Source organism: Alkalihalobacillus sp. R86527, from assembly GCF_042466185.1.
In the GTDB taxonomy this organism is placed as follows: Bacteria; Bacillota; Bacilli; order Bacillales; family Guptibacillaceae; genus Guptibacillus.
In genome coordinates this window covers 3,165,560-3,188,382 of the sequence record NZ_JAXHBW010000001.1, presented here as the reverse complement: position 1 = coordinate 3,188,382, position 22,823 = coordinate 3,165,560, and the positions used below count along the sequence as shown (strand labels likewise).

The 22,823-nt window shown below is 43.3% G+C and carries 22 protein-coding genes; 15 read left to right on the top strand and 7 right to left on the bottom strand.

Features of this window, described 5'->3' with window-relative positions:
- From hutI to SJY16_RS16645, 6 genes are all read left to right on the top strand, one after another.
- Nucleotides 1-1,275, top strand: coding sequence for an imidazolonepropionase (gene hutI, locus SJY16_RS16670; RefSeq protein ID WP_377890923.1), 1,275 nt, complete (start codon nucleotides 1-3; stop codon nucleotides 1,273-1,275).
- Entirely contained in the window at nucleotides 1,272-2,255 is a 984-nt protein-coding gene (locus tag SJY16_RS16665) for an agmatinase family protein (RefSeq protein WP_377890921.1), read from the top strand. Before hutI ends, SJY16_RS16665 begins: the two co-directional genes overlap by 4 nt.
- Before the next feature lie 64 nt (nucleotides 2,256-2,319).
- Nucleotides 2,320-3,648: a YjiH family protein gene (locus SJY16_RS16660; protein ID WP_377890919.1), complete on the top strand. Its 1,329-nt coding sequence runs from the start codon at nucleotides 2,320-2,322 to the stop codon at nucleotides 3,646-3,648.
- Between the two features lie 220 nt (nucleotides 3,649-3,868).
- Nucleotides 3,869-5,410 carry a BCCT family transporter gene (locus tag SJY16_RS16655; RefSeq protein WP_377890918.1) on the top strand — a complete coding sequence of 514 codons (1,542 nt, stop codon included), beginning with the start codon at nucleotides 3,869-3,871 and terminating at the stop codon, nucleotides 5,408-5,410.
- A 144-nt stretch (nucleotides 5,411-5,554) separates the two neighbouring features.
- Nucleotides 5,555-5,743 (top strand): hypothetical protein, encoded by a 189-nt coding sequence (locus tag SJY16_RS16650; protein ID WP_377890917.1) that lies wholly within the window; start codon nucleotides 5,555-5,557, stop codon nucleotides 5,741-5,743.
- A 29-nt stretch (nucleotides 5,744-5,772) separates the two neighbouring features.
- Nucleotides 5,773-6,081 carry a hypothetical protein gene (locus SJY16_RS16645; RefSeq protein ID WP_377890915.1) on the top strand — a complete coding sequence of 103 codons (309 nt, stop codon included), beginning with the start codon at nucleotides 5,773-5,775 and terminating at the stop codon, nucleotides 6,079-6,081.
- Between the two features lie 67 nt (nucleotides 6,082-6,148).
- On the opposite strand, the gene SJY16_RS16640 is transcribed toward SJY16_RS16645, so the two are convergent.
- A complete protein-coding gene (locus tag SJY16_RS16640) occupies nucleotides 6,149-7,039 on the bottom strand; it encodes a fructose bisphosphate aldolase (protein ID WP_377890913.1) in 891 nt (296 codons plus the stop codon).
- Nucleotides 7,040-7,184: 145 nt separating this feature from the next.
- Nucleotides 7,185-8,615 (bottom strand): alanine/glycine:cation symporter family protein, encoded by a 1,431-nt coding sequence (locus SJY16_RS16635; protein ID WP_377890912.1) that lies wholly within the window; start codon nucleotides 8,613-8,615, stop codon nucleotides 7,185-7,187.
- A 307-nt stretch (nucleotides 8,616-8,922) separates the two neighbouring features.
- Here SJY16_RS16635 and hutP point away from each other — a divergent pair, with 307 nt between their 5' ends.
- From hutP to SJY16_RS16620, 3 genes are all read left to right on the top strand, one after another.
- On the top strand, nucleotides 8,923-9,363 hold the full coding sequence (hutP, locus tag SJY16_RS16630) for a histidine utilization transcription antiterminator HutP (RefSeq protein WP_377890910.1): 441 nt from the start codon (nucleotides 8,923-8,925) through the stop codon (nucleotides 9,361-9,363).
- Nucleotides 9,364-9,467: 104 nt separating this feature from the next.
- Complete coding sequence (gene hutH / locus SJY16_RS16625; protein WP_377890908.1) at nucleotides 9,468-10,985, top strand: histidine ammonia-lyase; 1,518 nt, start codon at nucleotides 9,468-9,470, stop codon at nucleotides 10,983-10,985.
- 90 nt (nucleotides 10,986-11,075) lie between these two features.
- Nucleotides 11,076-11,768, top strand: coding sequence for an alpha/beta fold hydrolase (locus SJY16_RS16620; RefSeq protein WP_377890906.1), 693 nt, complete (start codon nucleotides 11,076-11,078; stop codon nucleotides 11,766-11,768).
- A gap of 379 nt (nucleotides 11,769-12,147) precedes the next feature.
- On the opposite strand, the gene SJY16_RS16615 is transcribed toward SJY16_RS16620, so the two are convergent.
- Together SJY16_RS16615 and SJY16_RS16610 are read right to left on the bottom strand one after the other, a co-directional pair.
- Nucleotides 12,148-12,549, bottom strand: coding sequence for an ArsI/CadI family heavy metal resistance metalloenzyme (locus SJY16_RS16615; protein WP_377890904.1), 402 nt, complete (start codon nucleotides 12,547-12,549; stop codon nucleotides 12,148-12,150).
- A 47-nt stretch (nucleotides 12,550-12,596) separates the two neighbouring features.
- Nucleotides 12,597-12,920, bottom strand: coding sequence for an ArsR/SmtB family transcription factor (locus SJY16_RS16610; RefSeq protein WP_377890902.1), 324 nt, complete (start codon nucleotides 12,918-12,920; stop codon nucleotides 12,597-12,599).
- A 281-nt stretch (nucleotides 12,921-13,201) separates the two neighbouring features.
- Between SJY16_RS16610 and SJY16_RS16605 the strand changes: the two genes are divergently transcribed.
- Nucleotides 13,202-13,843 (top strand): superoxide dismutase family protein, encoded by a 642-nt coding sequence (locus SJY16_RS16605; protein ID WP_377890900.1) that lies wholly within the window; start codon nucleotides 13,202-13,204, stop codon nucleotides 13,841-13,843.
- 141 nt (nucleotides 13,844-13,984) lie between these two features.
- On the opposite strand, the gene SJY16_RS16600 is transcribed toward SJY16_RS16605, so the two are convergent.
- Complete coding sequence (locus SJY16_RS16600) at nucleotides 13,985-14,176, bottom strand: hypothetical protein (RefSeq protein ID WP_377890898.1); 192 nt, start codon at nucleotides 14,174-14,176, stop codon at nucleotides 13,985-13,987.
- A gap of 209 nt (nucleotides 14,177-14,385) precedes the next feature.
- Complete coding sequence (locus SJY16_RS16595; protein WP_377890896.1) at nucleotides 14,386-14,961, bottom strand: DUF2087 domain-containing protein; 576 nt, start codon at nucleotides 14,959-14,961, stop codon at nucleotides 14,386-14,388.
- 173 nt (nucleotides 14,962-15,134) lie between these two features.
- Between SJY16_RS16595 and SJY16_RS16590 the strand changes: the two genes are divergently transcribed.
- Both SJY16_RS16590 and SJY16_RS16585 read left to right on the top strand, forming a co-directional pair.
- Nucleotides 15,135-15,620: a tetratricopeptide repeat protein gene (locus tag SJY16_RS16590; RefSeq protein ID WP_377890895.1), complete on the top strand. Its 486-nt coding sequence runs from the start codon at nucleotides 15,135-15,137 to the stop codon at nucleotides 15,618-15,620.
- Nucleotides 15,621-15,676: 56 nt separating this feature from the next.
- Complete coding sequence (locus SJY16_RS16585) at nucleotides 15,677-16,033, top strand: hypothetical protein (protein WP_377890894.1); 357 nt, start codon at nucleotides 15,677-15,679, stop codon at nucleotides 16,031-16,033.
- A 336-nt stretch (nucleotides 16,034-16,369) separates the two neighbouring features.
- Here the strand turns inward: SJY16_RS16585 and SJY16_RS16580 are convergent, their stop codons facing one another.
- On the bottom strand, nucleotides 16,370-17,719 hold the full coding sequence (locus SJY16_RS16580; protein WP_377890893.1) for a dipeptidase: 1,350 nt from the start codon (nucleotides 17,717-17,719) through the stop codon (nucleotides 16,370-16,372).
- Between the two features lie 276 nt (nucleotides 17,720-17,995).
- On the opposite strand from SJY16_RS16580, the gene SJY16_RS16575 reads away from it, so the two are divergent.
- The 3 genes from SJY16_RS16575 (at nucleotide 17,996) to SJY16_RS16565 (ending at nucleotide 22,808) form a co-directional block, all read left to right on the top strand.
- Complete coding sequence (locus SJY16_RS16575; RefSeq protein WP_377890892.1) at nucleotides 17,996-19,981, top strand: hypothetical protein; 1,986 nt, start codon at nucleotides 17,996-17,998, stop codon at nucleotides 19,979-19,981.
- A 222-nt stretch (nucleotides 19,982-20,203) separates the two neighbouring features.
- Complete coding sequence (locus SJY16_RS16570) at nucleotides 20,204-21,634, top strand: OB-fold domain-containing protein (protein ID WP_377890890.1); 1,431 nt, start codon at nucleotides 20,204-20,206, stop codon at nucleotides 21,632-21,634.
- Entirely contained in the window at nucleotides 21,624-22,808 is a 1,185-nt protein-coding gene (locus SJY16_RS16565; RefSeq protein ID WP_377890888.1) for an acetyl-CoA acetyltransferase, read from the top strand. The genes SJY16_RS16570 and SJY16_RS16565 overlap by 11 nt, the downstream gene beginning before the upstream one ends.
- The last annotated feature ends 15 nt before the right edge of the window (nucleotides 22,809-22,823 follow it).

Here is a 22,823-nt window from a genome sequence, read left to right as displayed (position 1 = left end):
ATGACACAAAAATTACTGATCACAGGTGCCGCACAGCTCATTACGATGGCAGGTCATTCAACTAAACCAGCAGTGAGAGAAGCCATGTCTGAGCTCTCAATTATTGAAAACGGTGCTCTTTATATGGAAGACGGAATAATTGTTGAAGTGGGTTCAGATGAAGAAATAAGTGGAAAGTACGGAGATTCCGTAAGTCCTGAAGAACATATAGATGCTACTGGGAAAGTGGTGGCTCCAGGTCTGATCGATCCTCATACACATCTCGTTCATGCTGGAACTCGCGAGAACGAATATGCGATGCGATTAAAAGGAAAGACCTACATGGAAATCATGGAAGCGGGCGGTGGGATTCATTCGACAACCCGTTCCACACAGGAAGCAAGTCATGAGGAGCTTTATTATCAGTCTAAAAAGCGTCTTGATCAATTCTTGATACATGGTGTGACAACGATCGAAGCCAAGAGTGGCTATGGTCTAACGCTTGAGCATGAAATGAAGCAGCTTGAGGTCGCTAAGCAATTAGGAAATGATCATCCGATCGATCTTGTTTCAACATTTATGGGTGCTCATGCGATTCCAATGGATGAAAAAGAAACACCAGATGTGTTTGTTGATCGTGTGATTAACGAGATGATCCCTGAAGTGGCAAAGCGTAACCTCGCTACATTTAACGATGTATTCTGTGAGCGTGGGGTATTTACACCTGAACAATCGAGACGAATTCTAGAAGCTGGGAAAGAACATGGATTGATTCCAAAAATCCATGCGGATGAAATTGAACCTTATGCAGGCGCAGAGTTAGCCGCATCTGTTGGCGCGATTTCAGCAGATCACTTGCTCCGTGCATCTGAGCAGGGAATCAAGGATATGGCAGAAGCTGGTGTCGTAGGAGTGCTGCTTCCTGGTACAGCATTCTTCCTGATGGCGGAATTCGCTCAAGCTAGAAAAATGATCGATTCCGGGGTAGCGGTTGCGCTCTCGACGGATGCGAACCCTGGGTCTTCTCCAACGATCTCGCTCCCGTTCATTATGAACCTCGGCTGTTTGAACATGGGAATGACGCCTGAAGAGGTAATAACAGCTACGACGATCAATGCCGCTCATGCGATTGGCTGTGCTGAGGAAGCGGGAAGCCTTGAAAAAGGTAAAAAAGCGGATGTAACAATTTTCGATATTCCGAACTATCTTTTCCTATCGTATCAATACGGGATGAATCATGTTGAGACAGTTATAAAAGCGGGCGTTCCACGTGTTGTTGGAGGACAGTTGGTATGACCTATCCATATCCATTGTTAGATCGTCCGAGTTTGACCTGGACGAAGCAAACAGATAAAACACGTGACATTAAAGTTCATGAATGGATCGAAACGATTGGCGAGACTGTACCGGACTGGAATGATGTGGATGTGACGATTCTTGGAGTTCCGCTTTCCAAGTCGTCGATCTCAACGTCTGCAGCGAGTGAAAATCCTGACGCGATGCGACAAGTGTGGAAGTCGTTCGGCACGTATAATCTTGATGAGGATGTTGATCTTGCATCGTTAAAGGCGATTGACTTAGGAAATGTGAAACAACATGTAACGGATATCGCACAAACGCATCGAAACATCGAGGAGGCGATGGTGGCTATGAAACGTCATCATCCTCACACGATGCAGGTAACGATGGGTGGCGATCATTCGATCACTGCTATGCTTGTGAACGGGTTAAAGCGAGCAAATCCTGATGAGACAATCGGAATTTTACAGCTCGATACGCATTTTGATTTACGGGACCTTTCAGACATCGGACCTGCGAACGGTACACCGATTCGGAACTTACTCCAAAGTGGATCAATCGAGGGTAATCACGTTCATAACATTGGGCTTCATGGTTTCTTCAATGCGAAGGAGCTAAAGGACTATGCGGATGAGCAAGGTGTCCATTACACAACGATGAAACAAGCAAGAAAGAAAGGCATCGCACGTGTGATTTCAGGAGCGTTAGAGGAGTTGAACCAAGAAGTCGATACGATTTACTTAACCGTCGATATGGACGTTCTTGATATCACTCATAATCCAGCCGCACCAGCGGCGACACCAGGTGGGATGTATACGGAAGAACTGTTCGACGCGGTACGACTCGCGGGCGAACACCCGAAAGTGAAAGCAATGGATATTGTGTGTTTAGACCCGAGAAAAGATGTAGGCGGTATGGCGGTGAAAAGTGCTGTTCACGTGATGCTGTCGTTCTTAACTGGCTATTGTAAAAGGTAGAGGGATAACGTTCCCTCTTATCTACCTTAAGATATCAGAATAATCAATTAATTGGAGGCGCGAGATGGAAACAGCGAAACACGAGATTAACGTTCAACCTTCAAGACCTTCTTTATCCAAACTCGTTAAATTCTTTGGTTTTAGTTTGATTGGAATCTTCACCTTTTTTATCCCCATCACTGTTGATGGAAAATCTTCTATTCCTCTTGATCATATCGTTACATACTTCCTAACAACGTTTCCAACGGTTGTTCCGTATTACGCTCTCTTAGTGATTGTGATTGGAGCGGTTTATCCGTTCATCAATCATACATGGAATAAAAACGGTGTGAATGTTGGGTTATCGCTTTTTAAAATTCTAGGTGTACTCGTTACACTCATGCTGATGTTTGATTTTGGACCAGCCTGGCTATTTAGTCCTGGAATGGGACCATTTCTGTTCGAGAAACTTGTCATTCCTGTTGGCCTGCTCGTACCGATCGGTTCGGTGTTTCTTGCTTTACTCGTTGGTTATGGGTTACTAGAGTTTATTGGCGTCATCCTTCAGCCAGTAATGAGACCAATTTGGAAAACGCCTGGACGTTCTGCAATTGATGCAGTAGCGTCATTCGTTGGAAGCTATTCGATCGGTTTGTTGATCACAAACCGAGTGTTCAAAGAAGGCAAGTATTCGATTAAAGAAGCAACCATCATCGCTACAGGCTTTTCTACGGTCTCTGCTACTTTCATGATCGTCGTAGCGCGAACACTAGGGCTTATGGAAGTGTGGAATAGTTACTTCTGGGTCACGTTATTCACCACATTTCTTGTAACCGCTATTACGGTTCGCATCTGGCCTTTGAACAAAGTAAGCGAAGACTATTATGATGGTGAAGGAAGTCCAGAAGAAGTTATTAAGGAAAAGAGAGTGAAAGCTGCGTGGAACCAGGCGATGGAGGCGGCAGAGAAATCTCCATCACTCGGGAAAAATATTTGGATGAATTTGAAGGATGGCTTCATCATGACAGCTGCGATTTTACCTTCTATTTTATCGGTTGGATTGCTTGGACTGGTGCTCGCAGAATTTACACCTGTTTTCGATATTCTAGGCTATATTTTCTATCCGTTCACATGGATTATGCAAGTTCCTGAGCCACTTCTCGCAGCAAAAGCTTCAGCGATGGAAATTGCTGAAATGTTCTTGCCAGCGCTACTCGTAGCAGATGCGCCACTCATTACGAAGTTTGTGATCGGAACAGTGTCCATTTCAGCGATTTTATTCTTCTCAGCTCTTATCCCGTGTATCTTATCTACAGACATTCCTGTTAGTATTCCGAAGCTTCTCGTCATCTGGGTAGAACGTACAATTTTAACGATTGTGATCGTTACGCCATTGGCGTATTTGTTGTTGTGAATATCGAGTTATGACAAAACTTTTTTAATAGATAGCAGTCGAGAGCCTGGAATTCCAGGCTCTTTTTTTGGTTTTATCAAAATCTCCGCAAATCAGCTTCAACAATCCTTTTTTAGTAAGTAATGGATGGGAAATCCATTTCTAACCCGTTATGTTTTTTCCATTTCCGGGTAATGAAGATTTGAGAGAAAATAGGAAATAGAAAGATAGAGGGGATACAATGCGTTCGGATAAGTTAATCGATTACAATATTTTTGTACCATCTGTTCTGGTTATGGTTGCGATCAGCATACCTTTTGCAATGTATGAATCAGAGTCATTAACCTTACTGAATTCAATTTTTGATTACATAGTGGACGTCTTTAGTTGGGGCTATTTATGGTACGGGGTCATCCTCGTCATAGCAGGTTTGTACTTCGCTTTTTCAAAGTATGGTCAGGTTGTGTTAGGAGATCCAACGGAGAAACCTCGTTTTACATTATTTGAATACGCTTCAATTTTGATCGCGATGGGTGTAGGCTCTACGATCATGCGAACGGGGATGTTACAGTGGACCTCTGTTGCGAACGATCCTCCAGCAGGTGTAAGTGTTGGATCAGCGGAAGCTCTCCTATGGGGCAATGCATACAGTATGTTCTTATGGGGATTTCAAGTTTTCGCTATTTTCGTCATGAGTGCTCCAGCTATGGGATACATTCTTCATGTGAAAAAGCGGCCATTGATGAGAATTTCTGAAGCTTGCCGCGTCCTCTTTGGAGATAGATTCACAGATGGTTGGGGAGGAAGAGCGCTCGATATCCTATTCCTTATTAGTATACTGGCAGGTGCTTCTGTCACGCTAGGTCTTGGTGCGCCAATCATCACACACAATTTATCGAACTTACTAGACATGAAGGTAACGTTTGGTATGACGATCATCGTTACAATCGTATGGGTGTTTTTATTTTCGCTAAGCGCCTACTTAGGAATTGAAAAAGGAATCAAACGCTTAAGTACGATGAACATGTATTTAGCAGGCCTCTTTGGTGTGTTTATTGTTATCGCTGGGCCAGGCGTGTTCATATTGAACTACTTCTCTGATAGCGTTGCGTTCTTACTATCAAACTATCTCGATTTCTCATTAAACACAGAGTCTGTCTATGAAGGAAAGGCTTCTCATATTCAAAGCAACACGGTGTTCTGGTTTGCTTACAGTGCCACATGGGCGATGCTACATAGTGTGTTTGCTGCAAAGATTTCAAAAGGAAGAACAATCAAAGAAATGATCCTCACGTACCTGTTAGCGCCAACGATGATTTCTTGGATTGCGACAGGAGTATTAGGGGGACTTGGCGTCCATAGGTATCTTGCTGGAGATCTTTCGGTACTAGAACTCGTTCAGGAAGACGAAAGAATGGCTGCCATACCAGAAATTCTCCAAACGCTCCCGTTCGGAGAAATAGCGATCGTGATCTTTATAATTGTGGCGCTCATCTTCTTAACGACTACGCTCGATTCAACGACATATACCGTCGCTGCATATACGAGTACGAGAGATATGAGTAAGAATGAACCGCCGAGAACACTGCGAATCATCATTGCAATGATCATCACTGCCTTCGCGCTCATCCTGATGCGCATTGGAGGATTACCTCCCCTTTCAGTCGTTTCAGGTCTAATGGGTCTGCCGATTATCGTAATTCAGTTTATTTTGATTTATGCGGCCAAGAAAATGATGGATAACGATTTAGCATGGAATACGAATATACGAAAGTCTCAATAAGCGTTCTGTAGAGCAAAAGGAGAGCACCTATTCTAATGTAGGTGCTCTCCTTTATATTTTGAAAAAAGTGGAAACTTATTGAAATTTGGAACGTACTACATAGTAAGAACGTCGGCATGTCATGGAGGGGAAGGAGTAATGATCATGACCAAGGATATGAATCAGACGCTGCTGCTTATGTTTTGGAACATCATTGGATTATCCATTGGGTATTTTATTTTTGTTCCCATTGTAGAGGATATGGTAATAGGTCTTGTCATTGGGCTGTCTATCGGATTGACCACGGGAGTATTATTTTTGCAGGCGAATAAATCGAAATCAAAATCAAAATAGGCATCAACTTTTTTTAAGGAGGGATTCCTATGAACCGGTCTCGTGAAGGTGCTACTTACGTCGGAACGTTCGTGTCGCTACTATTCTTTGTAGCATTATTAGTCGATCCATTTAGAGAGTGGATCTTTATGTTTCTATCGGATCAGAATATTGATTACTATACTATGATATACAATCCCTTTACTTATTCACTGATTGCTTTTATTCTCTTTTTTGTGGCGAGTATCTCAAGCCTCGTTCGCAAAACTCACTTTCAGCTAAAGGTCCTCTGTGTAGCTATTAACGGGGTAGGAGTAGTGGTCGTAGGATTTATCGTAGTTATGGGGAATGCGTTGTAACACATTTTTTCGAGAATAAAAAAAGGTGCGTGCCCAAAGTAGGGTACGCACCTTTCTGTGTTAGCTGTTACTTCTTATTAACAGATGCATCATAAATTGTATCAACAGCGTCTTGCAATGCTGCGTTAAATTCTTCATCTGTTTGATTTGCATTTAAGTCAGCTGCTAAGGCTCTAGAGAAGCTTGCGATAAGACCGTCGTTCTCTTTCAAGATCTTGTTGGCTTCATCTCTAGAATAACCGCCAGATAGTGCAACAACGCGTACAACGCGTGGATGCTCGATCAACTCTTTATAAGCATTCGCATTTGTAGGAATGGAAAGCTTCAGCATCACGTTTTCATTTTCAGGTAGATCGTTCAAGTGTTTCATGATTTCATCGCGTAAAATCTCTTCGGATTTTGCTTTGTCTTCACTGTGAATGTTCACTTCAGGCTCGATGATCGGAACGAGGTTAGAGTTGATGATTCGTTTACCGACTTCGAACTGCTGGTCAACGACAGCTTTGATTCCGCTTGTATTTGCTTCATGAATAACGGAACGCATTTTCGTACCGAAAATTTTTCTTTCGTTTGCGCGTCTTAGCGTCTCATCTAAATCATGGATCGGCTTCATAAGCTGTACGCCGTTTTCTTGTTCAGCAAGGCCTTTATCGACTTTTAGAAAAGGAACGACGCCTTTGTCTGCAAGGTAGTCAGCTGTGAATTTGCCCTCAATTTCGCGATCCATCGTTTGTTCGAATAGGATTGCACCTAGAATTTTGTCGCCGTTAAATGCAGGGGACGTGATGATTCTAGTACGCATTTGGTGTACACGATCGAACATTTCATCTTCGTTGGAATAAGCATCTTCAGGTACGCCATACTCTGCTAGTGCCTTCGGTGTACTACCACCACTTTGGTCGAGCGCTGCGATAAATCCTTTTCCGTTCTTGATTTTTTCGAATTGACTGTTGTTCATGTTATCCACTCCTTCAGGTTCTAGTTTCATTATGTCCACATTACTATTTCCCTAATTTCATCATACTTAACATAAAACTGTTTTTCAAAAATAATGCGCGATAGATTGTGAAAAGAGCCTGGAATCTCCAGGCTCTTAATAGAAATTAGATAACTGCTTTTTTCTTTTCTTTATCTTCATCATCTTCCCAAGCTTCAGTGCCTTCGATCCCTAGTTCAGTAGGGTTGAATGTTGGGTTTTTGCCTGCTTTACGTTGTGTTTCGTAGTCCTTTAATACTTTTGCTGCAACTTTACCAAGCATAGCGATCGCAATTAAGTTGATGATCGTCATGAGAGCCATAAATAGATCGGCCATTTTCCATACAAGGCTTAAGCTTAAGACAGAGCCGATCAGTACGAATGCCATCGTTGCGATTCGGAATATGAATAGTGCAGTCTTACTTTCTTTAATAAATTCAATGTTCGTTTCACCATAGTAATAAGATCCGATAATCGAGCTGAAAGCAAAGAGTAAGATCGAAAGTGAAATGAAGATACCAGCCCAACCACCAATATGAGCGTTAAGGGAATTCTGAAGTAATTCGATTCCTGATACATCGCCAGCCTTAAAGACGGGTGCAAGCAAGATGATGAATGCTGTAGCTGAACATACTAGAATCGTATCAACGAAAACACCTAGTGACTGAATAAGACCTTGTTTGGCAGGGTGAGACGTTGTTGACGTAGCTGCTGCGTTCGGCGCACTACCCATACCTGCTTCGTTTGAGAACAGTCCACGTTTTACCCCGTTCATAATGGCTGCACCGATCGCACCACCGAAGGCCTGCTCGAGTCCGAAAGCATGTCCTACGATAAGAGAAAGTACAGCTGGTAGTTCTGCAATGTTGATGATTAATACGATTAAGGCAATCGCAATATAAAGAGTTGCCATAACTGGGACGATGACACTAGAAAGGTTTGCGATTCGGTGGACACCACCAAAGATTACTAAACCTGTAAGTGCAGTAATGATTAATCCCATTGCCAATCGATTCATTCCGAAAGCGTTTTCAAAAGCTAATGCAATCGTGTTACTTTGAACAGAATTGAATATAAGTCCGAATGTAATCGTAATGATGACAGCGAATAGAACGCCTAACCATCTTTTCTTAAGTCCTTTTTCAATATAGTAAGCAGGTCCTCCGCGATAGGCTTTTGAATCTTTAACCTTATAGACCTGTGCTAACGTACTTTCAATAAATGCAGTTGCACCACCGAGAAGTGCCACGATCCACATCCAGAATACAGCTCCTGGACCACCTAGTGTAATCGCTACTGCAACACCAGCTAAGTTCCCTGTACCAATTCGTGTTGCCGCACCTACACAGAACGATTTGAAGGGTGAAATGTTTTTCTTTCCATCTTTGAAATCAGGTTTTTCTCCAAGTACACGAATCATTTCTCCAAAAAAACGAAATTGTACAAAACGGGAGGTAATCGTGAAGTAAATACCTAACCCGAGTAATCCTGCAATCAGAACATATCCCCAGAGGATATTGTTTGAAGAATCAATAATGCTTGATAAAAAACTTTCCATGTAAGCCGCTCCTCTTTTAGTTAATTTAAATATTTCTGACAATTTATTCACAATTTTTATTATACAAGTAAATGAATAAATTTCAACACTATTCGACAAATTACAAAAATTATGAAGGTATTGGAAATGATTTACACGACGAAATTCGAGTGGTTAAAAGGAAGATAAACTCCTTTATCGCGCTAGTAATCTAGCATGATAGTAGAGTAAAACTTTGGGAGCTTCTATTGACATATGATTCTGAAAACGCATACAATTTAATAAGATAATAGTGATTAGTAGGCGGAAGACTGGATAGGTGACGCAGATGGCACAGAAGATTAAGATTGGGAAGCTAGCGATGCTAGTGGCAACGTTGACACCAGAGGAGTTAGAGCCTTTTACAGGACAGTTGAAGGACGTAGAGTACTGTCAAGGTAAAGCGGGTTCAATGAATATGGAAAAAGTAATCTCAGCTGTAGAAACAGCTGCGAAACGAAATAGCATCATTTCAGAAGAGCTGTATCGAGAGACGCACGCACTCTATCACGCTATTTTAGAAGCATTAGAAGGTGTGATGCGCGGTCAAATTGGTGCAGGAAACATGATGCGCACAGTCGGTTTACGGTTCGCAATCGTACGAGGCACCCCTTATGAACACTTTGATGAAGGGGAATGGATCGCGGTGGCATTTTATGGAACGATCGGTGCACCGGTAAAAGGCCTAGAGCATGAAACGTTTGGTCTAGGCATTAATCATATAGGATAAAAACTGTCTATAGTGATGAGATATCAGGAGACGGTGATGGTACGTCATGTACCATTGTCGTCTCCTTTTTTGTATGTTCTTAAAAAAGAAAGGGGTAATGGAACATGATACTACTTACTGGATCTGACTTAACACTAAAAGATATGAAGAACATTATATATGGTGATGAAGATGTTTCGATTCATCCATCGAGTATGGAGAAGGTGAAGAAAAGTCGTAAAGCGGTTGAGAAGATCGTAGCGACGGGGAAGACCGTATACGGCATCAATACAGGGTTTGGAAAATTCAGCGACGTGCTTATTCCTGATAAAAATGTCGATGAGCTCCAGCTTCATCTCATTCGTTCGCATGCGTGTGGGGTAGGAGAGAACTTTCCGGTAGAGGTTAGCAAAGCGATGGTCGTACTTAGGCTAAATGCGTTGATTAAAGGGTTTTCTGGCGTGCGGCCATGCGTAGTCGAGCGACTTCGTGACCTTGTGAATGAAGGAATGATTCCTGTTGTGCCTAGTCAAGGTTCCCTAGGTGCATCTGGCGACCTCGCACCTCTATCACACCTTGCTCTCGTATTAGTCGGAGAAGGTGACGTTCACTACAAAGGGAAAATCCGACCAACGAGTGAGGTATATGATGAACTCGGTTATAAATCTCTGACTCTGAAAGCGAAAGAGGGGCTTGCCCTTATTAACGGAACACAGGCGATGACAGCGATGGGTGTGATTAATTATATAGAATCTGAGCGACTTTTCGACCAAAGTGACTGGATCGCTACGATGACGCTTGAAGCCCTTGAAGGAATCATCGACGCATTCCACCCAGCTATTCATGAAGCGCGAGGATACCGCGAGCAAATGGACGTGGCGAAACGAATTCGTACGTTAACGAATGACAGCAAACTCATCACCCACCAGGGGGAGAAGCGAGTCCAGGATGCGTATTCACTTCGTTGCATCCCGCAGGTTCATGGCGCTTCAAGACAAAGTCTTTCTTATGTGAAAGAAAAGCTTGAGATCGAAATGAATGCTGCGACAGATAATCCGTTGATTTTCGATGATGGGGAAACGATCGTCTCGGGAGGGAACTTCCACGGTCAACCGATTGCTCTAGCGATGGACTTTTTGAAAATTGCAGTTGCTGAAATGGCGAACATCTCTGAACGACGCATCGAGAGGCTAGTGAATCCGCAGCTAAATGATCTGCCAGGTTTCTTAAGTCCAAACCCTGGTCTTCAGTCTGGTGCGATGATCATGCAATATGCAGCTGCCTCTCTCGTATCCGAAAACAAAACGCTCGCTCATCCTGCAAGTGTCGATAGCATTCCATCGTCTGCGAATCAGGAAGATCATGTCAGCATGGGTACGATCGGTGCGCGTCATGCGTATCAAATCGTACTCAACGCACAGAAGGTAGTGGCGATTGAGCTTATTTGTGCCATGCAGGCGCTTGAATACCGAGAGCTTGAGAATGCTTCCTCATCGATTCAGACGCTTCATTCAGAAGGAAGAGAAATCGTTCCACCGATTAAAGAAGACCGTGTTTTCTCAAAAGATATCGAAGCGCTTTGGCAGTGGTTGAAGAGCGATGAATTCGATTGGTCGGTGCAAGAGGAAACAACAGCGGTGTAAACATGAGCAGCGGCTTCGTGTCGCTGCTTTTATTTGTGGTAAAGTAATAGAGGGAATCGTAACGAATATGAGAAGTGGCGGTGAATGATAATGGAACGAATTTATATGTTACATGGTTTTATGGGAACTGGAGACCTTCATTTTCAAACGCAAAAGGAATTTTTCTCAAAGCATTACGAAGTCATTAGTCCGGATCTACCAGGACACGGTGTTTCATCGATCGAAGCGAACAACGATTATGTTGAGACGGCTGTTGAATGGTTAGTGGAAGATCTAGAAGCAAATGGCCCAGCGTATTTAGTAGGGTTATCCTTAGGAGCAACCTTATCGATACATACTGCGCTCAAACGCCCTGATTTAGTAAAAGGAATGGTGTTAACGGGCTATACACCTTTCGTACCTGATCATTTAAAAGGGAAGCTAGACGAGCAGCATAAGCATTTCTCTAACTTAGAGGATACTGATCCTGACACGGCTGACTACTTTAAAGAAATTCACGGAACGAAATGGTACGATACGTTAACGAAGGTGAACAATCTGATGACGTTTGACTATCCTTCGATTGATGAAGAAACACTTGCAACGTTGAAAACTCCTACATTGTTATTAAACGGTGGGAACGAGCTTTATGAAGTGGAAGCAGCGGCTTATGTGAAAAGTAAGAATGACAGCATACACATCGGTCTTCTTCCTGGAGCAGGTCACATTGCGAACATCGAGAACCCTCATCTCTATAATGAGATGGTGTTGGATTTCCTTAGAAGTTTGATGGTAGATAAATAAGAGAAAGCGACCCTTGTGGTCGCTTCAGGTTGTCGAAAAAAGTCTTAAGGACTACTTCGACGGATATAGTGGTGATTTCCGCTCCAGGATGCTCGCTTTCCGCGGGGCGGGCGGTGAGCCTCCTTCCGCTCCAATCAACGTTTTAATGTATGATTTGAAAACGAGAAATAACAAATCTCATGACAAAACGGCTAGAGTAATAAAGGAGATACCTAATCATAATCGGTCGGAACGTCTTCTCTGATTGATTGCAACCTAGTAGGAGTGAAGCAGTGTTCAAACTCCTACGGCATAGATAACAATATAACCAGGGTTTCCCAACAAGCTGAAGCGACCGTTGTGGTCGCTTTCTTCTTTGAAGAGTGCTAGCGGTAGGCGCTTAACAACAGCTACTCGAAACAGCTTCCTCAGTATCCTCACTATCTTGCTTTGTAAAGAAATACTCCCACTCGTTGCCATCAGGGTCTGTTACCCAGAATTTATCCTGAAGCGCATAGCAGCAGTTCGTATCCATTTCTTCTCGAGCGAAAAATCCTAGTTTCTCAAGTCTTTCTTTATGACGCATGACGTCTTCATGGCTTTCGACCTGTAATCCAAAGTGACCCACTTGGTTGCCTTTTACTTCATCTTTCAGGTTGAGAGTAAAGTTAATGGAAGGCTCTTCAGGTAGAAACTTCGCATAATCGTCCTTCACTTTTACTGGTTCACTGTTGAAAACCTTCGTGTAAAAGTCGATAGAAGCCTTTAGGTCTGATACGTTTAATCCGATATGTGTTCTCATATTGAGTCCTCTCCTTAATCAATTTTTTTTGATGTATGGGTTAAACATTAACATCCGTCATTGGTTCGGAATAGACAACAAAGTTCTTCTGATAGTAGATGATTCACTTCTTTTTTGTTCAATTTATAGTAGCTCCATGTACCACGAAGTTCTTTCGTGATCAGCTCTACATCCAGAAGAATCTTAAGATGGTATGAAAGCTTGGATTGTGGAAGGTTTAATTTGTCGGTAAGATCACATACGCACAGCTCACCAGCCTGTGTTAGCTCATACATGATGTGAAGTCTTTTCTGATCAGAGAGTGCTTTGAACTTCTTTTCGTATAGCGTAAATGTATCATTAAGTTGATCGTTAAAGAGTGGAAGCGTCATTCGGGTCACCTCGATTCATCAAATTTTCTTGATTAAGTTAAGTGTAAGCGATGACATCTTAGAGTGCAACTAATTCATCAATTTTTTTTGATTAAAAAGATTGTGAGGACTGTGACTCAAGTCTCTTGAAAGATGTTGGACGCTATACAGAATAGCGACTAAAGAACGTCACGGTGAAAAAGGGATGTAGGAAGATGGATGCAATTCCCATTTGTAAGGTTTAACGGATTCTTCTATGTGTAAAGATGGTTATAACATGTTCTTAGAAGGGAGAGATTCGAATGAAGAAATGGTATTATCTGATTATGATGCTGGTTTTAGCACTTGTTCTAACTGCTTGTGGAGGAAATTCCTCAAATGAAGAGGGTTCTAGCTCGGATAATGATTCGACGATGGAAAATGAAGGTTCGACTGAGGAAGGAACGACAGAGGAAGGAACAACAGAGGAAGGAACAAAAGAAGAGGAAACTGCTGAGACAGCAATGGTTACGTTGAAGGATGCAGAAGGCAATGACGTTGGAACAGCTGAAATTACTGAGGAGAACAAAGGTGTAACAATCAATCTTCAAGCTACTGATCTCCCAGAAGGTACGCACGGATTTCATATTCATGAAACAGGAAAGTGTGAAGCCCCGGATTTCAAGTCAGCAGGTGGACACTTTAACCCAGCGGATGTAAGCCACGGAACCGAAACAGACGATGGCCCACATGCTGGAGATATGGAGAACCTTGAAGTGAGTGCTGATGGCACAGTTGATAAAGAAATCATGAACGAAAAAGTGACCCTTGTAGAAGGTGAGGATAACTCTCTTCTTAAAGAAGGCGGGACAGCATTCGTGATTCATGCTGGAGCAGACGACATGGAATCTCAACCATCAGGTGATGCTGGTGATCGAATTGCGTGTGGTGTGATTGAAAAATAAGAGAAAAGACGTCGCGTTGGGCAACTACGCGTTACAAAAAGCACTGCTTGTTGCAGTGCTTTTTGTATACAATAAAGCATTCAATTCCAGTTGAATCCCTCAGTAGTGACGCTTTCGCTTCAGTAGGTAAACCACTTCCCTTTATGACGGTGGTGATTTAATGGTTTTGTTTTTCTCCTGAATCTCTTTGTTGAGTTCTAGCTTTCTCTTTTCGAGATCTATTCTTTTCTCTTCTAGCTCTAATTCCTTTCTTTTTAAGTCATACTTAATTACGAAATATAGAAAAATAAACGACATCCCAACGATTACTGTAATAAAGATAAACAGGTCCAACCTAATCCCCCCTAGTTAACAAGATCCACAGAATCAAACGTGTAACTACGTTAGGCTTTACACCTATTGTATCTCTTTATTTTATTATATGTATAATTTCGCCATGAAGAATAAATTCACGAACCACAAAAAAAAGTACAGAGCACAAAAAAAAACGACTACAAATTGGAAAGCAATGTAGTAGTCGTTAATGGTGGTGAATCAAGGTCTTATTCGATCGTCGCCCACATTTCTTCCGGGTTTAATTCATAAATATTGTTTTCGCGGTACATAAAGTGATTGATGATAAATTCTCTACGAATTGTCGCAAAGTCAGGGTGGAACTTTTTGATATACTCATTGATCTCTTTCTCAGGGTACTTTTTGCCGCGTTCTAATCCTTTGATCAAGTGCTTGAGAATAATGATTTTCTTCTTACGCTGAGAAGGGAGGTGCGTTAACGTCCCGTCTTTTGCGATAAAGTTATTGACCACAGCTTGCGTTTTCATTGAATCGTCCTCCTGATCGTGCTCAGAGTGGTAAAGCATTTTAGTTAGAGCTTCAGAATAAGAGCGGAATTTCTTTTCGTCTATGTAATAGTAGATCGTGTTCTTATCTCTTCGTTGAAAGACGATGCCGGTGTCTCGTAATTTCGTCATATGATGCGTGATGGTAGGTGCTTTTAGTCCAAGTTTCCCAGCAATTGCCTGCCCATGGAGTGGACCCTTCGCGAGTAAGGTGAGAATCCGTATCCGGGTAGGATCACCGATTGTTTTATGGAAATTGACTAGTTTATTTAACTGCAATCTCGTAGTCTCCTTTCTTTGTTGTTAGATTAGTATCTAATTAGATTATAGTCTAATTGGTTTGGTTGGTCAATCGAATAGGAAGAAAAAGGATGGGATGGTTGACTGATTTATTCTTCGAGGCTGTATGATAAGCTACTAATAAACGACTATATGGTAAGAGGTGGAAACGCGTGGATAAAGAACGTGAGAGGGCGATAGAATATCGTCAGGCAGGAATGCATCAAGAGGCGAGCGAGATGTTCGTTAAGCTTGTAAAAGAAAATCCGGATGATGCTTCGCTCCAATACCAGTGCGCTTGGAGCTTCGATGTATTAGGAAAAGAGTCTGAAGCAGTTCCACATTATGAAAAGGCGATCGAGCTTGGACTCCCTTCTAATGAGCTTGAGGGAGCGTTGATCGGATTAGGAAGTACATACAGAACTCTAGGAAAGTATGAGAAATCGAAAGCTGTCTTTTTAAATGGGATGGATCACTTTCCCAATAACCGTGCGATTCAGGTGTTCTATGCGATGACGTTGTATAACCTTGGAGAGCACCAGGAAGCGATGGAATATCTACTTACTAATTTAGTAGAAACGACGAAGGATGATACGATTTTGAGTTATAGGAAAGCGATCACGTTCTATGCTGATAAGTTGGATGAAGTTTGGAAGTAGGGTTATGTAACCTGGAGGGGGAGAATCTCGTTTAGACGGGTGTGGAGGTGTTACATATGAAAAGAACTGTCCTTCTAATTGTTTTCGGCTTTCTCATACTGGGGATCTTAGCGTTACCTAGTAAAGGAGAAGTCGAGTCTAGGGGCAATAATGAAGGTGATGTGAGGGAAATCGTTTGGAAACAGTTATCAGACCAAGATAAAGGGAGAATTGATGGTACTTGGCAGTCGGGAACCGTTTCAAACGTGTCACTTACAGAAGATATCTTAGTAGAAGAAGTTTCAAAACCATTTAGAGAAAAAGTTGTGTACGCAATTGATTTTCCGACAGATGATAAAGGCGTGACTAATAACATGGTTGTTTATATGGATAAGCTATCGTTTGAGTTAATTGGGCATGGGCTGGTTGATTAGTAGAAGAATCTCGGAAAAAGAGAAGTGATACTGTCTGAATGAGTGGTTTTTGGGGGGGATAGTGGAGCTCAGGATGCTATTATTGTCTAACTAGAGTAATACTAATCTAGTAAAAAGAGAAAAACGCCAGCGGTGCAGGGCATTGCTGGCGTTTTGCATAGTTGGGATAGTGGGGCGGGAAGTGGATATCGGCGAAATATAGGTTTTATCGGCGATATTTTGAATATATCAGCGAAAACAGATATATATCGGCGATAATCCAAATATATCAGCGAATCCACAAATATATCAGCGAAACGCTCCGCCCCTCCTCCAAGCGAGCCTCCTTCCAAGCTCCTACAGCGACTCCAAATACTCTACAACAGTCTCGATCCCCTGCGTGAAGTTCTCTAAATGAAAGTGCTCATTCGGTGCGTGCAGGTTTTCTGATGGAAGTCCGAAGCCCATGAGAACGACTGGTGCGTCGAGTACTCGTGCGAAGACTTCAACGATTGGAATCGATCCGCCTTCTTTCGGGAAGAGTGCGCGTGTGCCGTAGACTTTTTCGTACGCGTCTGCTGCTTTTTGAATCATTGGATTTCTAGAATCTAGTGCGACAGGCTTTGCTTGGATAAACTGTTTCACTGATAAGGTTGTGCCCGCTGGACAGTTAGCTTCCAGGTGTTTATCGATCAGTTCATAAATGTGCTGTGGATTTTGGTCGCCGACTAGGCGGCAGCTGATCTTTCCACTCGCTTCAGAAGGGACGATCGTTTTGATTCCCTCACCTTGATAGCCACCTGTGATGCCGTTGATTTCAAGGGTAGGACGGATGCCGGTCCGTTCTTTAAACGAGAACCCTTCTTCCCCAAATAGTGCAGATAATCCAAGCTCTTTTTTCATTGTCTCTTCATCAGAAGGAATTTCTGAGACTTCTTTTCGAAGTGCATCAGTTAGTTCCGGTACGCCTTCATAAAAGCCTTCGACTGAAATGTTACCCTCTTTATCATGAAGCGAGTCGAGAAGGCGAACGAGCGAGTGAACAGCATTCGGAACGCCGCCACCGTAGACGCCTGAGTGTAAATCTGTGTTTGCTGTTTTGACGTTCACTTCCATGGCAAGTGCGCCACGAAGGGAAGTGCAGATCGCTGGTACACCTTTTTCGATGAATGAAGTATCTGAAATAAGTACCGCATCACAGTTAAGTTTTTCTGCTTGTTCGTTGATAAAAGGGTCGAGGTTCGGGCTAGCGATTTCCTCTTCCCCTTCGATGCAGAATTTCACATTAACAGGTAGTTTGCCGTGTTCCTTCATAAGAAGTTCCATTGCTTTGATGTGAATGAAGAGCTGACCTTTATCGTCAGTTGCACCGCGGGCGAAAATCTTTTCATCACGAATGACAGGTTCGAACGGAGGGGTTTCCCACAGTTCAATTGGATCAGCCGGTTGGACGTCATAGTGACCATAAACAAGAACGGTCGGTTTTCCTTCCGCATGAATCCAGTCGGCATAAACGATTGGGTGTCCTTCTGTTTCGATGACTTCGACGTTTTCCATACCCGCATTGGTAAGAGAATCTGCTACAAAGCTAGCGCCTTTCTGTACATCTTCTTTTCGATCGGGATCGGCTGAGATGCTAGGAATTCTTAGGAATTCCTGTAGTTCCTCAAGAAATGCTTCTTTATGTCGTGCGATGGTTTCTTTCATTTCGAGATCCTCCTTAGTTCGTTACGTGCTTCTATTATAATAGACCTCACATCGGTTATACAAAAATGGTGTGCGCTAGTTTGATAGGTGAAGAATGCTGGCGTATATCTGCAAGAATCGCACGATGAGCATAGAGGGTTCCCATAGATCCATGATAGTACGACTATTTCGTGAAAAATAAATGATAGAGACGAAAAGTATTTTACAAAAAAAGGTTTCTAATGTTGAGGAAGGGGGAACAAGTTGCTATCTTAACTAATTGGGGGATGTGCGAGTATGAAGACTTCATATTCAAATCATGATCAAGAACAGTTTGCGCGAAGTTTGCAAACGTTGTCAGAAGGCGGTTCAAATCAGGCGCTAGTAGAGGAGACTCTTAGAAATGCGGCGGTTTTGATCGACAAGGAGATGTTTGAGGAGCTGTATGAACTAGTGGAGGATTACGACCGAGCGGGCATTTTTCAAGATGGTCCATGGGAGAATCCACGAAAGCTTCAGCCAAAGCTCGTAGCTGGTTCATTTAAAATAGATGGTAACTATTCTGTTTTCGAAGTGTTGAGTGAACTTAGGTTGCTCGCGATTGCGAAAGGTGAATGTCAGCATGAAACGATGAAACCTGAAGAAGCGAAGGATTTGTTGACTACAATCATGGCCTTAAACTTAGAGATGATCTTTCCGCCTGAAACGGAAGAAGCTCGCATCAGTCAAACCAAGGAACAAAAGCGAGGCATTCTATTGTTTCAATTTCTCGCAAACAAATTGTCATTAGCATCACTTGCCCCCACGTTCGTGAATGAAATCGATCGATTAACGTCGCAACGTCCAATCATGGTGAATCGTATCGTTGAGATGATCGGCTACGCCAAGAACTTGATGAAAGATAGCGATCTTTCTCCAGAGGGAAGAGCGAGTATTGAGCGCTATATCGATAGCATGAGTGGACCGACTTCGTTAAGCAAAAGGTCTATCGAAACTGAAGACTACTTAACTCAGTTTCATGCATTGTCACAGGCTGAGAAAGTATCAGAAGCAGATGAGTTTGCAAACATCATGCGCGACACTGGCATCGTCTCTCCGATGCATGCGGAGCTCGTTAGGGATTTAGCTCAGAAAGAAGAGGCTGAGCTCCTAACGATTGCGCTTGATTTAACGGAAAAAGGTGAAGCGAATTTAAATGAGCATTTTCCAATTGTTAAAGAGATGATCACACTTGCAATCCATCGTTCAACGTGTCAGTCGTTGTACGGACTTGCGCGTATGCTTGAGCGCGGGGTTTTGTCTTCACCACCTGTTATTCCAGGGCTTGAACGAATCACAGAGCTGGAGCTTCTTCCTGAAGTGGAAGCAGTCTTGCTAGCGGCGCGTAAGGATACGAGTGATGTGACAGCTGTTGGGCTTTTGCTGTCAGGTATCATCAGCGTCCTAGGTCAGCCACTTGGAATCGGACAGGGACTGAATCCAACGTGTCAGTCGGCGCGGGGAATTAGTCTGTGGTCGCAGCACGATCCAGGTTATTTGTTAGAACTTCTTGCTAGAGCGTGTCGTGATGGTGAAGTGGATATGATGTTTGAGGGATTTGAAATCAACTCTTCGCTCCTTTCTGGAGGACTTGCGCCGGATCTTCATACCGAGCTCGATCCTGTCTCATTAGTGTTGGTACCGCATTTGGATCGTATTTATGATGATATGATGAAGCGCTGTGCTCTTCGAGGTGAGGATGGACACAAGTGGGTGAATCCGTCTTTTTATGGACAGTGGATTTCGAAAGAGTTTTCTTCTTGTATCCAGCCAGTCACTGGAGCGGTAGCGGATTATGAAGCGTTCGCGAAGCTATTCTATGCGACTCATCACCCTGAATTTAACGGTGGGCATCAGCTCATCTATCCGAATCCAGTCGGAATCTTTGTCACGACAGCGAATGCGGATTTACTTGGGTTACATGCAATTTCGATTCAGCGCATTGCAGCTGATCTATCTGGTGAGATGAGGGTGTACTTTTATAATCCGAACAACGATAGCGGTCAAAACTGGGGGCAAGGGATCAGATCGACAGTAAGAAATCATGGAGAGGAAGAGGGAGAAGCTTCTCTTCCATTCGATCAATTTCTTTCACGTGTTTACGCATTTCACTACAATCCGAATGAGATGGGTAATCTGGAAGAAGTTGATCTTAGTCTTGTTGAACGAGTCACGGATCTTGCTAAGAACAGCTGGGGGCATACGTATCAATGGGTCGATTTGAAGAATCCGTTTTTACTATAAGAAAAACTGGGTGCATTCCAATATTGGAGTGTACCCAGTTTTATTTTGAAGAAATATACTGCAATAATGATTCGTCGAAAGGATTTCGTTCGTTCATACCGAAATGTTGTTACGTACTGTTTATTTTCTGAAAATTATTATAATTACTCTTTCACGTTTAATAGAAGGAACCTTTATAGAGACCTAATTCATACGAAAAAATCATAGAACAGGAGGCTAACCATGCAAGGGATTATCGCATATGAAGTGTACCTACCTCATCACAGGATTTCGAAAAAAGAAGTCGCTGGTTTTCACGGCGGCTATGCAGGAAAAGGAACGAAATCGGTCGCACATTACGACGAAGATAGTCTCACGATGGCGGTGAATGCATCGAATGCGCTAACCGATGTGCTAGAAAAGCATCAGCCAGGAGCTGTATATTTTGCATCTACTACGTCACCCTATCAAGAAAAGTTATGTAGCGTCACACTTGCAAAAGCGCTTCACCTTCCTCCTAATACAGGAACGATCGATTATGGAAATAGTCTTCGGGCTGCAACGAACGCGATTCGAGCTGGGATGAATGCGGTCGATGCAGGCAAGGGTGCTGTCCTAGTAAGTCTCTCTGATCGAAGACTTGCTCGGCCTAAGAGTTCTCTCGAAGCAGAAATGGGAGCTGGTGCGGTCTCATTTCTCCTTGGGGAAGGAGACGATGTGATCGCGGAGTTGCTCGGATCGTCACAGGTGGCTGGTGAACACATCAGTCAGTGGCGGACAACAGATGACCGTTTTCTACGGCAATGGGAGGATCGGTTTATTGCCCATTCGGTGTCGGATGCCCTTTTTCAATGCGCGCAGGATCTACTTACCCATTCGAATGCTTCAATAGAAAGTATTGATACTGTTGTGGTTTCGGGTCCAACCCAGAAGCTATCACTGAGTCTTGCAAAACTGATAGGCGCTAACGAGAACCAGGTCACAATGATGAGGGATGAAAGTATCGGACATCTTGGAACTGCCAACGGACCCTATCTGTTTGCAAAAGCTCTTTCTGATAGTAAGGCAGGTCAAACGATTTTATGGCTTCAGGCAGGGGATGGATGTGAAGGCTTATTGTTCAAAGTGACAGAGTCCATTTCTTCTTACAAACAAAAGAAACCGCTTTCATTTTATGAGGAGAATTCGAATGAAAATGTCAGCTACAGCGATTATTTACGATGGTATGAATTGTTAGAGGTAGATGAAGGAAGGCGACCTGGAGCTTCAACACCTTCTGCACCAGCTTTAAGACGAAATTCTGATCAAATTCTTGGCCTATTTGGTTCATTGTGTCTGAGCTGTGGACAGAACTATTATCCACAGCAGCGTGTGTGTGTGAAGTGTCATGCGAAGGATGAGATGAAGCTATTCTCACTTCAAGGAAAAAAGGCGAAGGTCGCGACATACACAGTGGATTACCTTGCGACATCCGTTTCTCCTCCGACCATTTTTGCAGTGGTTGATATCGAAGGTGGAAGTAGATTGCTAGCACAAGCAACGGATTGCACACCTGAAGAGATTTCGATCGGAACCGAGGTGGAGTTCAGCTTCCGGAAGCTTTACGAAGCGGGTGGCATCCACAATTACTTTTGGAAAGTCGTTCCAAAGAGAGGTGTTCAGCATGAGGCGTAAAGGGATACACGATAAGGTGTCGGTTGTTGGAATGGGGTGCACAACCTTCTCGGAACACTGGGATAAAAGTACGGACGATTTGATTATAGAAGCAGCGCATGAAGCGCTGGATGACGCTGGCATCGAGCTTAAGGATGTTGAAGCAGCTTGGATCGGGACGATGGATTCTGGTTATGCTGGCATGACGCTTTCTGGACCGTTGAAAAGTAATTATATCCCTGTCACGAGGGTTGAAAATATGTGTGCAACGGGTTCTGAAGCTTTTCGGAATGCGTGTTATGCAGTAGCGGCTGGTGCGTATGATGTGGCGCTCGTCGTAGGCGTAGAGAAGCTTAAAGACTCCGGCTACAGTGGGCTTGTGATGAATTCGTCTCCAGGAGATGGAACGTCGCCGAATATTACAGCACCTGCATCATTTTCGTTGTTAGCGCCAGCTTACTTCAATCGATATGGTCTTGAGGCAGCACAAGGTAAAGAAGTGCTCGCACGTATCGCATGGAAAAATCACGCGAACGGAGCATTGAACAAGAAGGCGCAGTATCAAAAAGAAATATCGATGGAACGGATCATCAATTCTCCGATGATCGCTGCTCCACTAGGTGTGTTGGATTGTTCTGGAGTCGCTGACGGGGCGGCGGCCGCTGTTATCGTTCGAACAGAAGATAGCAAGAAATATCGAAACGATCCGATGCTCGTCAAAGCGTTAAGCATCGCGTCAGGACCTGGTGAAGGCATGCTGACTCAGGATTTTGATTTTACGAGTATTCAAGAAAATGTACGTGCTGCAGAAGATGCGTATAAGCAGGCGGGGATAAAGAATCCAAGGAAAGAAATCGATATGGCTGAAGTGCACGATTGCTTTACGCCGACTGAACTTGTCATCTATGAAGATCTTGGCTTTAGTGAGCGAGGGGAAGGGTGGAAAGATGTCCAAAGCGGTCGCTTCGATTTAAAAGGTGATCTTCCAGTGAACCCAGACGGTGGTCTGAAATCATTCGGCCATCCGATCGGCGCAAGTGGGCTAAGAATGTTATATGAAATGTATCTACAGTTTCAGGGCAAGGCGGAAAAAAGGCAACTCGATGATCCGAAGATCGGGTTAACTCATAACCTTGGCGGCTATCCGTGGCAATGTGTATCGTTTATTTCAATCGTTGGGAAGAACCTTTCTTAAGAAGGAGATGGAAGC

Bases quoted from the DNA above. Each gene is read 5' to 3' on its own strand.
- hutI (WP_377890923.1), top strand. From the start codon at position 1: ATGACACAAAAATTACTGATCACAGGTGCCGCACAGCTCATTACGATG.
- SJY16_RS16650 (WP_377890917.1), top strand. From the start codon at position 5,555: ATGACCAAGGATATGAATCAGACGCTGCTGCTTATGTTTTGGAACATC.
- SJY16_RS16565 (WP_377890888.1), top strand. From the start codon at position 21,624: ATGAGGCGTAAAGGGATACACGATAAGGTGTCGGTTGTTGGAATGGGG.
- SJY16_RS16640 (WP_377890913.1), bottom strand. From the start codon at position 7,039: ATGAACAACAGTCAATTCGAAAAAATCAAGAACGGAAAAGGATTTATC.
- SJY16_RS16610 (WP_377890902.1), bottom strand. From the start codon at position 12,920: ATGACGCTTCCACTCTTTAACGATCAACTTAATGATACATTTACGCTA.
- SJY16_RS16620 (WP_377890906.1), top strand. From the start codon at position 11,076: ATGGAACGAATTTATATGTTACATGGTTTTATGGGAACTGGAGACCTT.
- hutP (WP_377890910.1), top strand. From the start codon at position 8,923: ATGGCACAGAAGATTAAGATTGGGAAGCTAGCGATGCTAGTGGCAACG.
- SJY16_RS16575 (WP_377890892.1), top strand. From the start codon at position 17,996: ATGAAGACTTCATATTCAAATCATGATCAAGAACAGTTTGCGCGAAGT.
- SJY16_RS16615 (WP_377890904.1), bottom strand. From the start codon at position 12,549: ATGAGAACACATATCGGATTAAACGTATCAGACCTAAAGGCTTCTATC.
- SJY16_RS16580 (WP_377890893.1), bottom strand. From the start codon at position 17,719: ATGAAAGAAACCATCGCACGACATAAAGAAGCATTTCTTGAGGAACTA.
- SJY16_RS16585 (WP_377890894.1), top strand. From the start codon at position 15,677: ATGAAAAGAACTGTCCTTCTAATTGTTTTCGGCTTTCTCATACTGGGG.
- SJY16_RS16665 (WP_377890921.1), top strand. From the start codon at position 1,272: ATGACCTATCCATATCCATTGTTAGATCGTCCGAGTTTGACCTGGACG.
- SJY16_RS16635 (WP_377890912.1), bottom strand. From the start codon at position 8,615: ATGGAAAGTTTTTTATCAAGCATTATTGATTCTTCAAACAATATCCTC.
- SJY16_RS16605 (WP_377890900.1), top strand. From the start codon at position 13,202: ATGAAGAAATGGTATTATCTGATTATGATGCTGGTTTTAGCACTTGTT.
- SJY16_RS16655 (WP_377890918.1), top strand. From the start codon at position 3,869: ATGCGTTCGGATAAGTTAATCGATTACAATATTTTTGTACCATCTGTT.
- hutH (WP_377890908.1), top strand. From the start codon at position 9,468: ATGATACTACTTACTGGATCTGACTTAACACTAAAAGATATGAAGAAC.
- SJY16_RS16570 (WP_377890890.1), top strand. From the start codon at position 20,204: ATGCAAGGGATTATCGCATATGAAGTGTACCTACCTCATCACAGGATT.
- SJY16_RS16645 (WP_377890915.1), top strand. From the start codon at position 5,773: ATGAACCGGTCTCGTGAAGGTGCTACTTACGTCGGAACGTTCGTGTCG.
- SJY16_RS16660 (WP_377890919.1), top strand. From the start codon at position 2,320: ATGGAAACAGCGAAACACGAGATTAACGTTCAACCTTCAAGACCTTCT.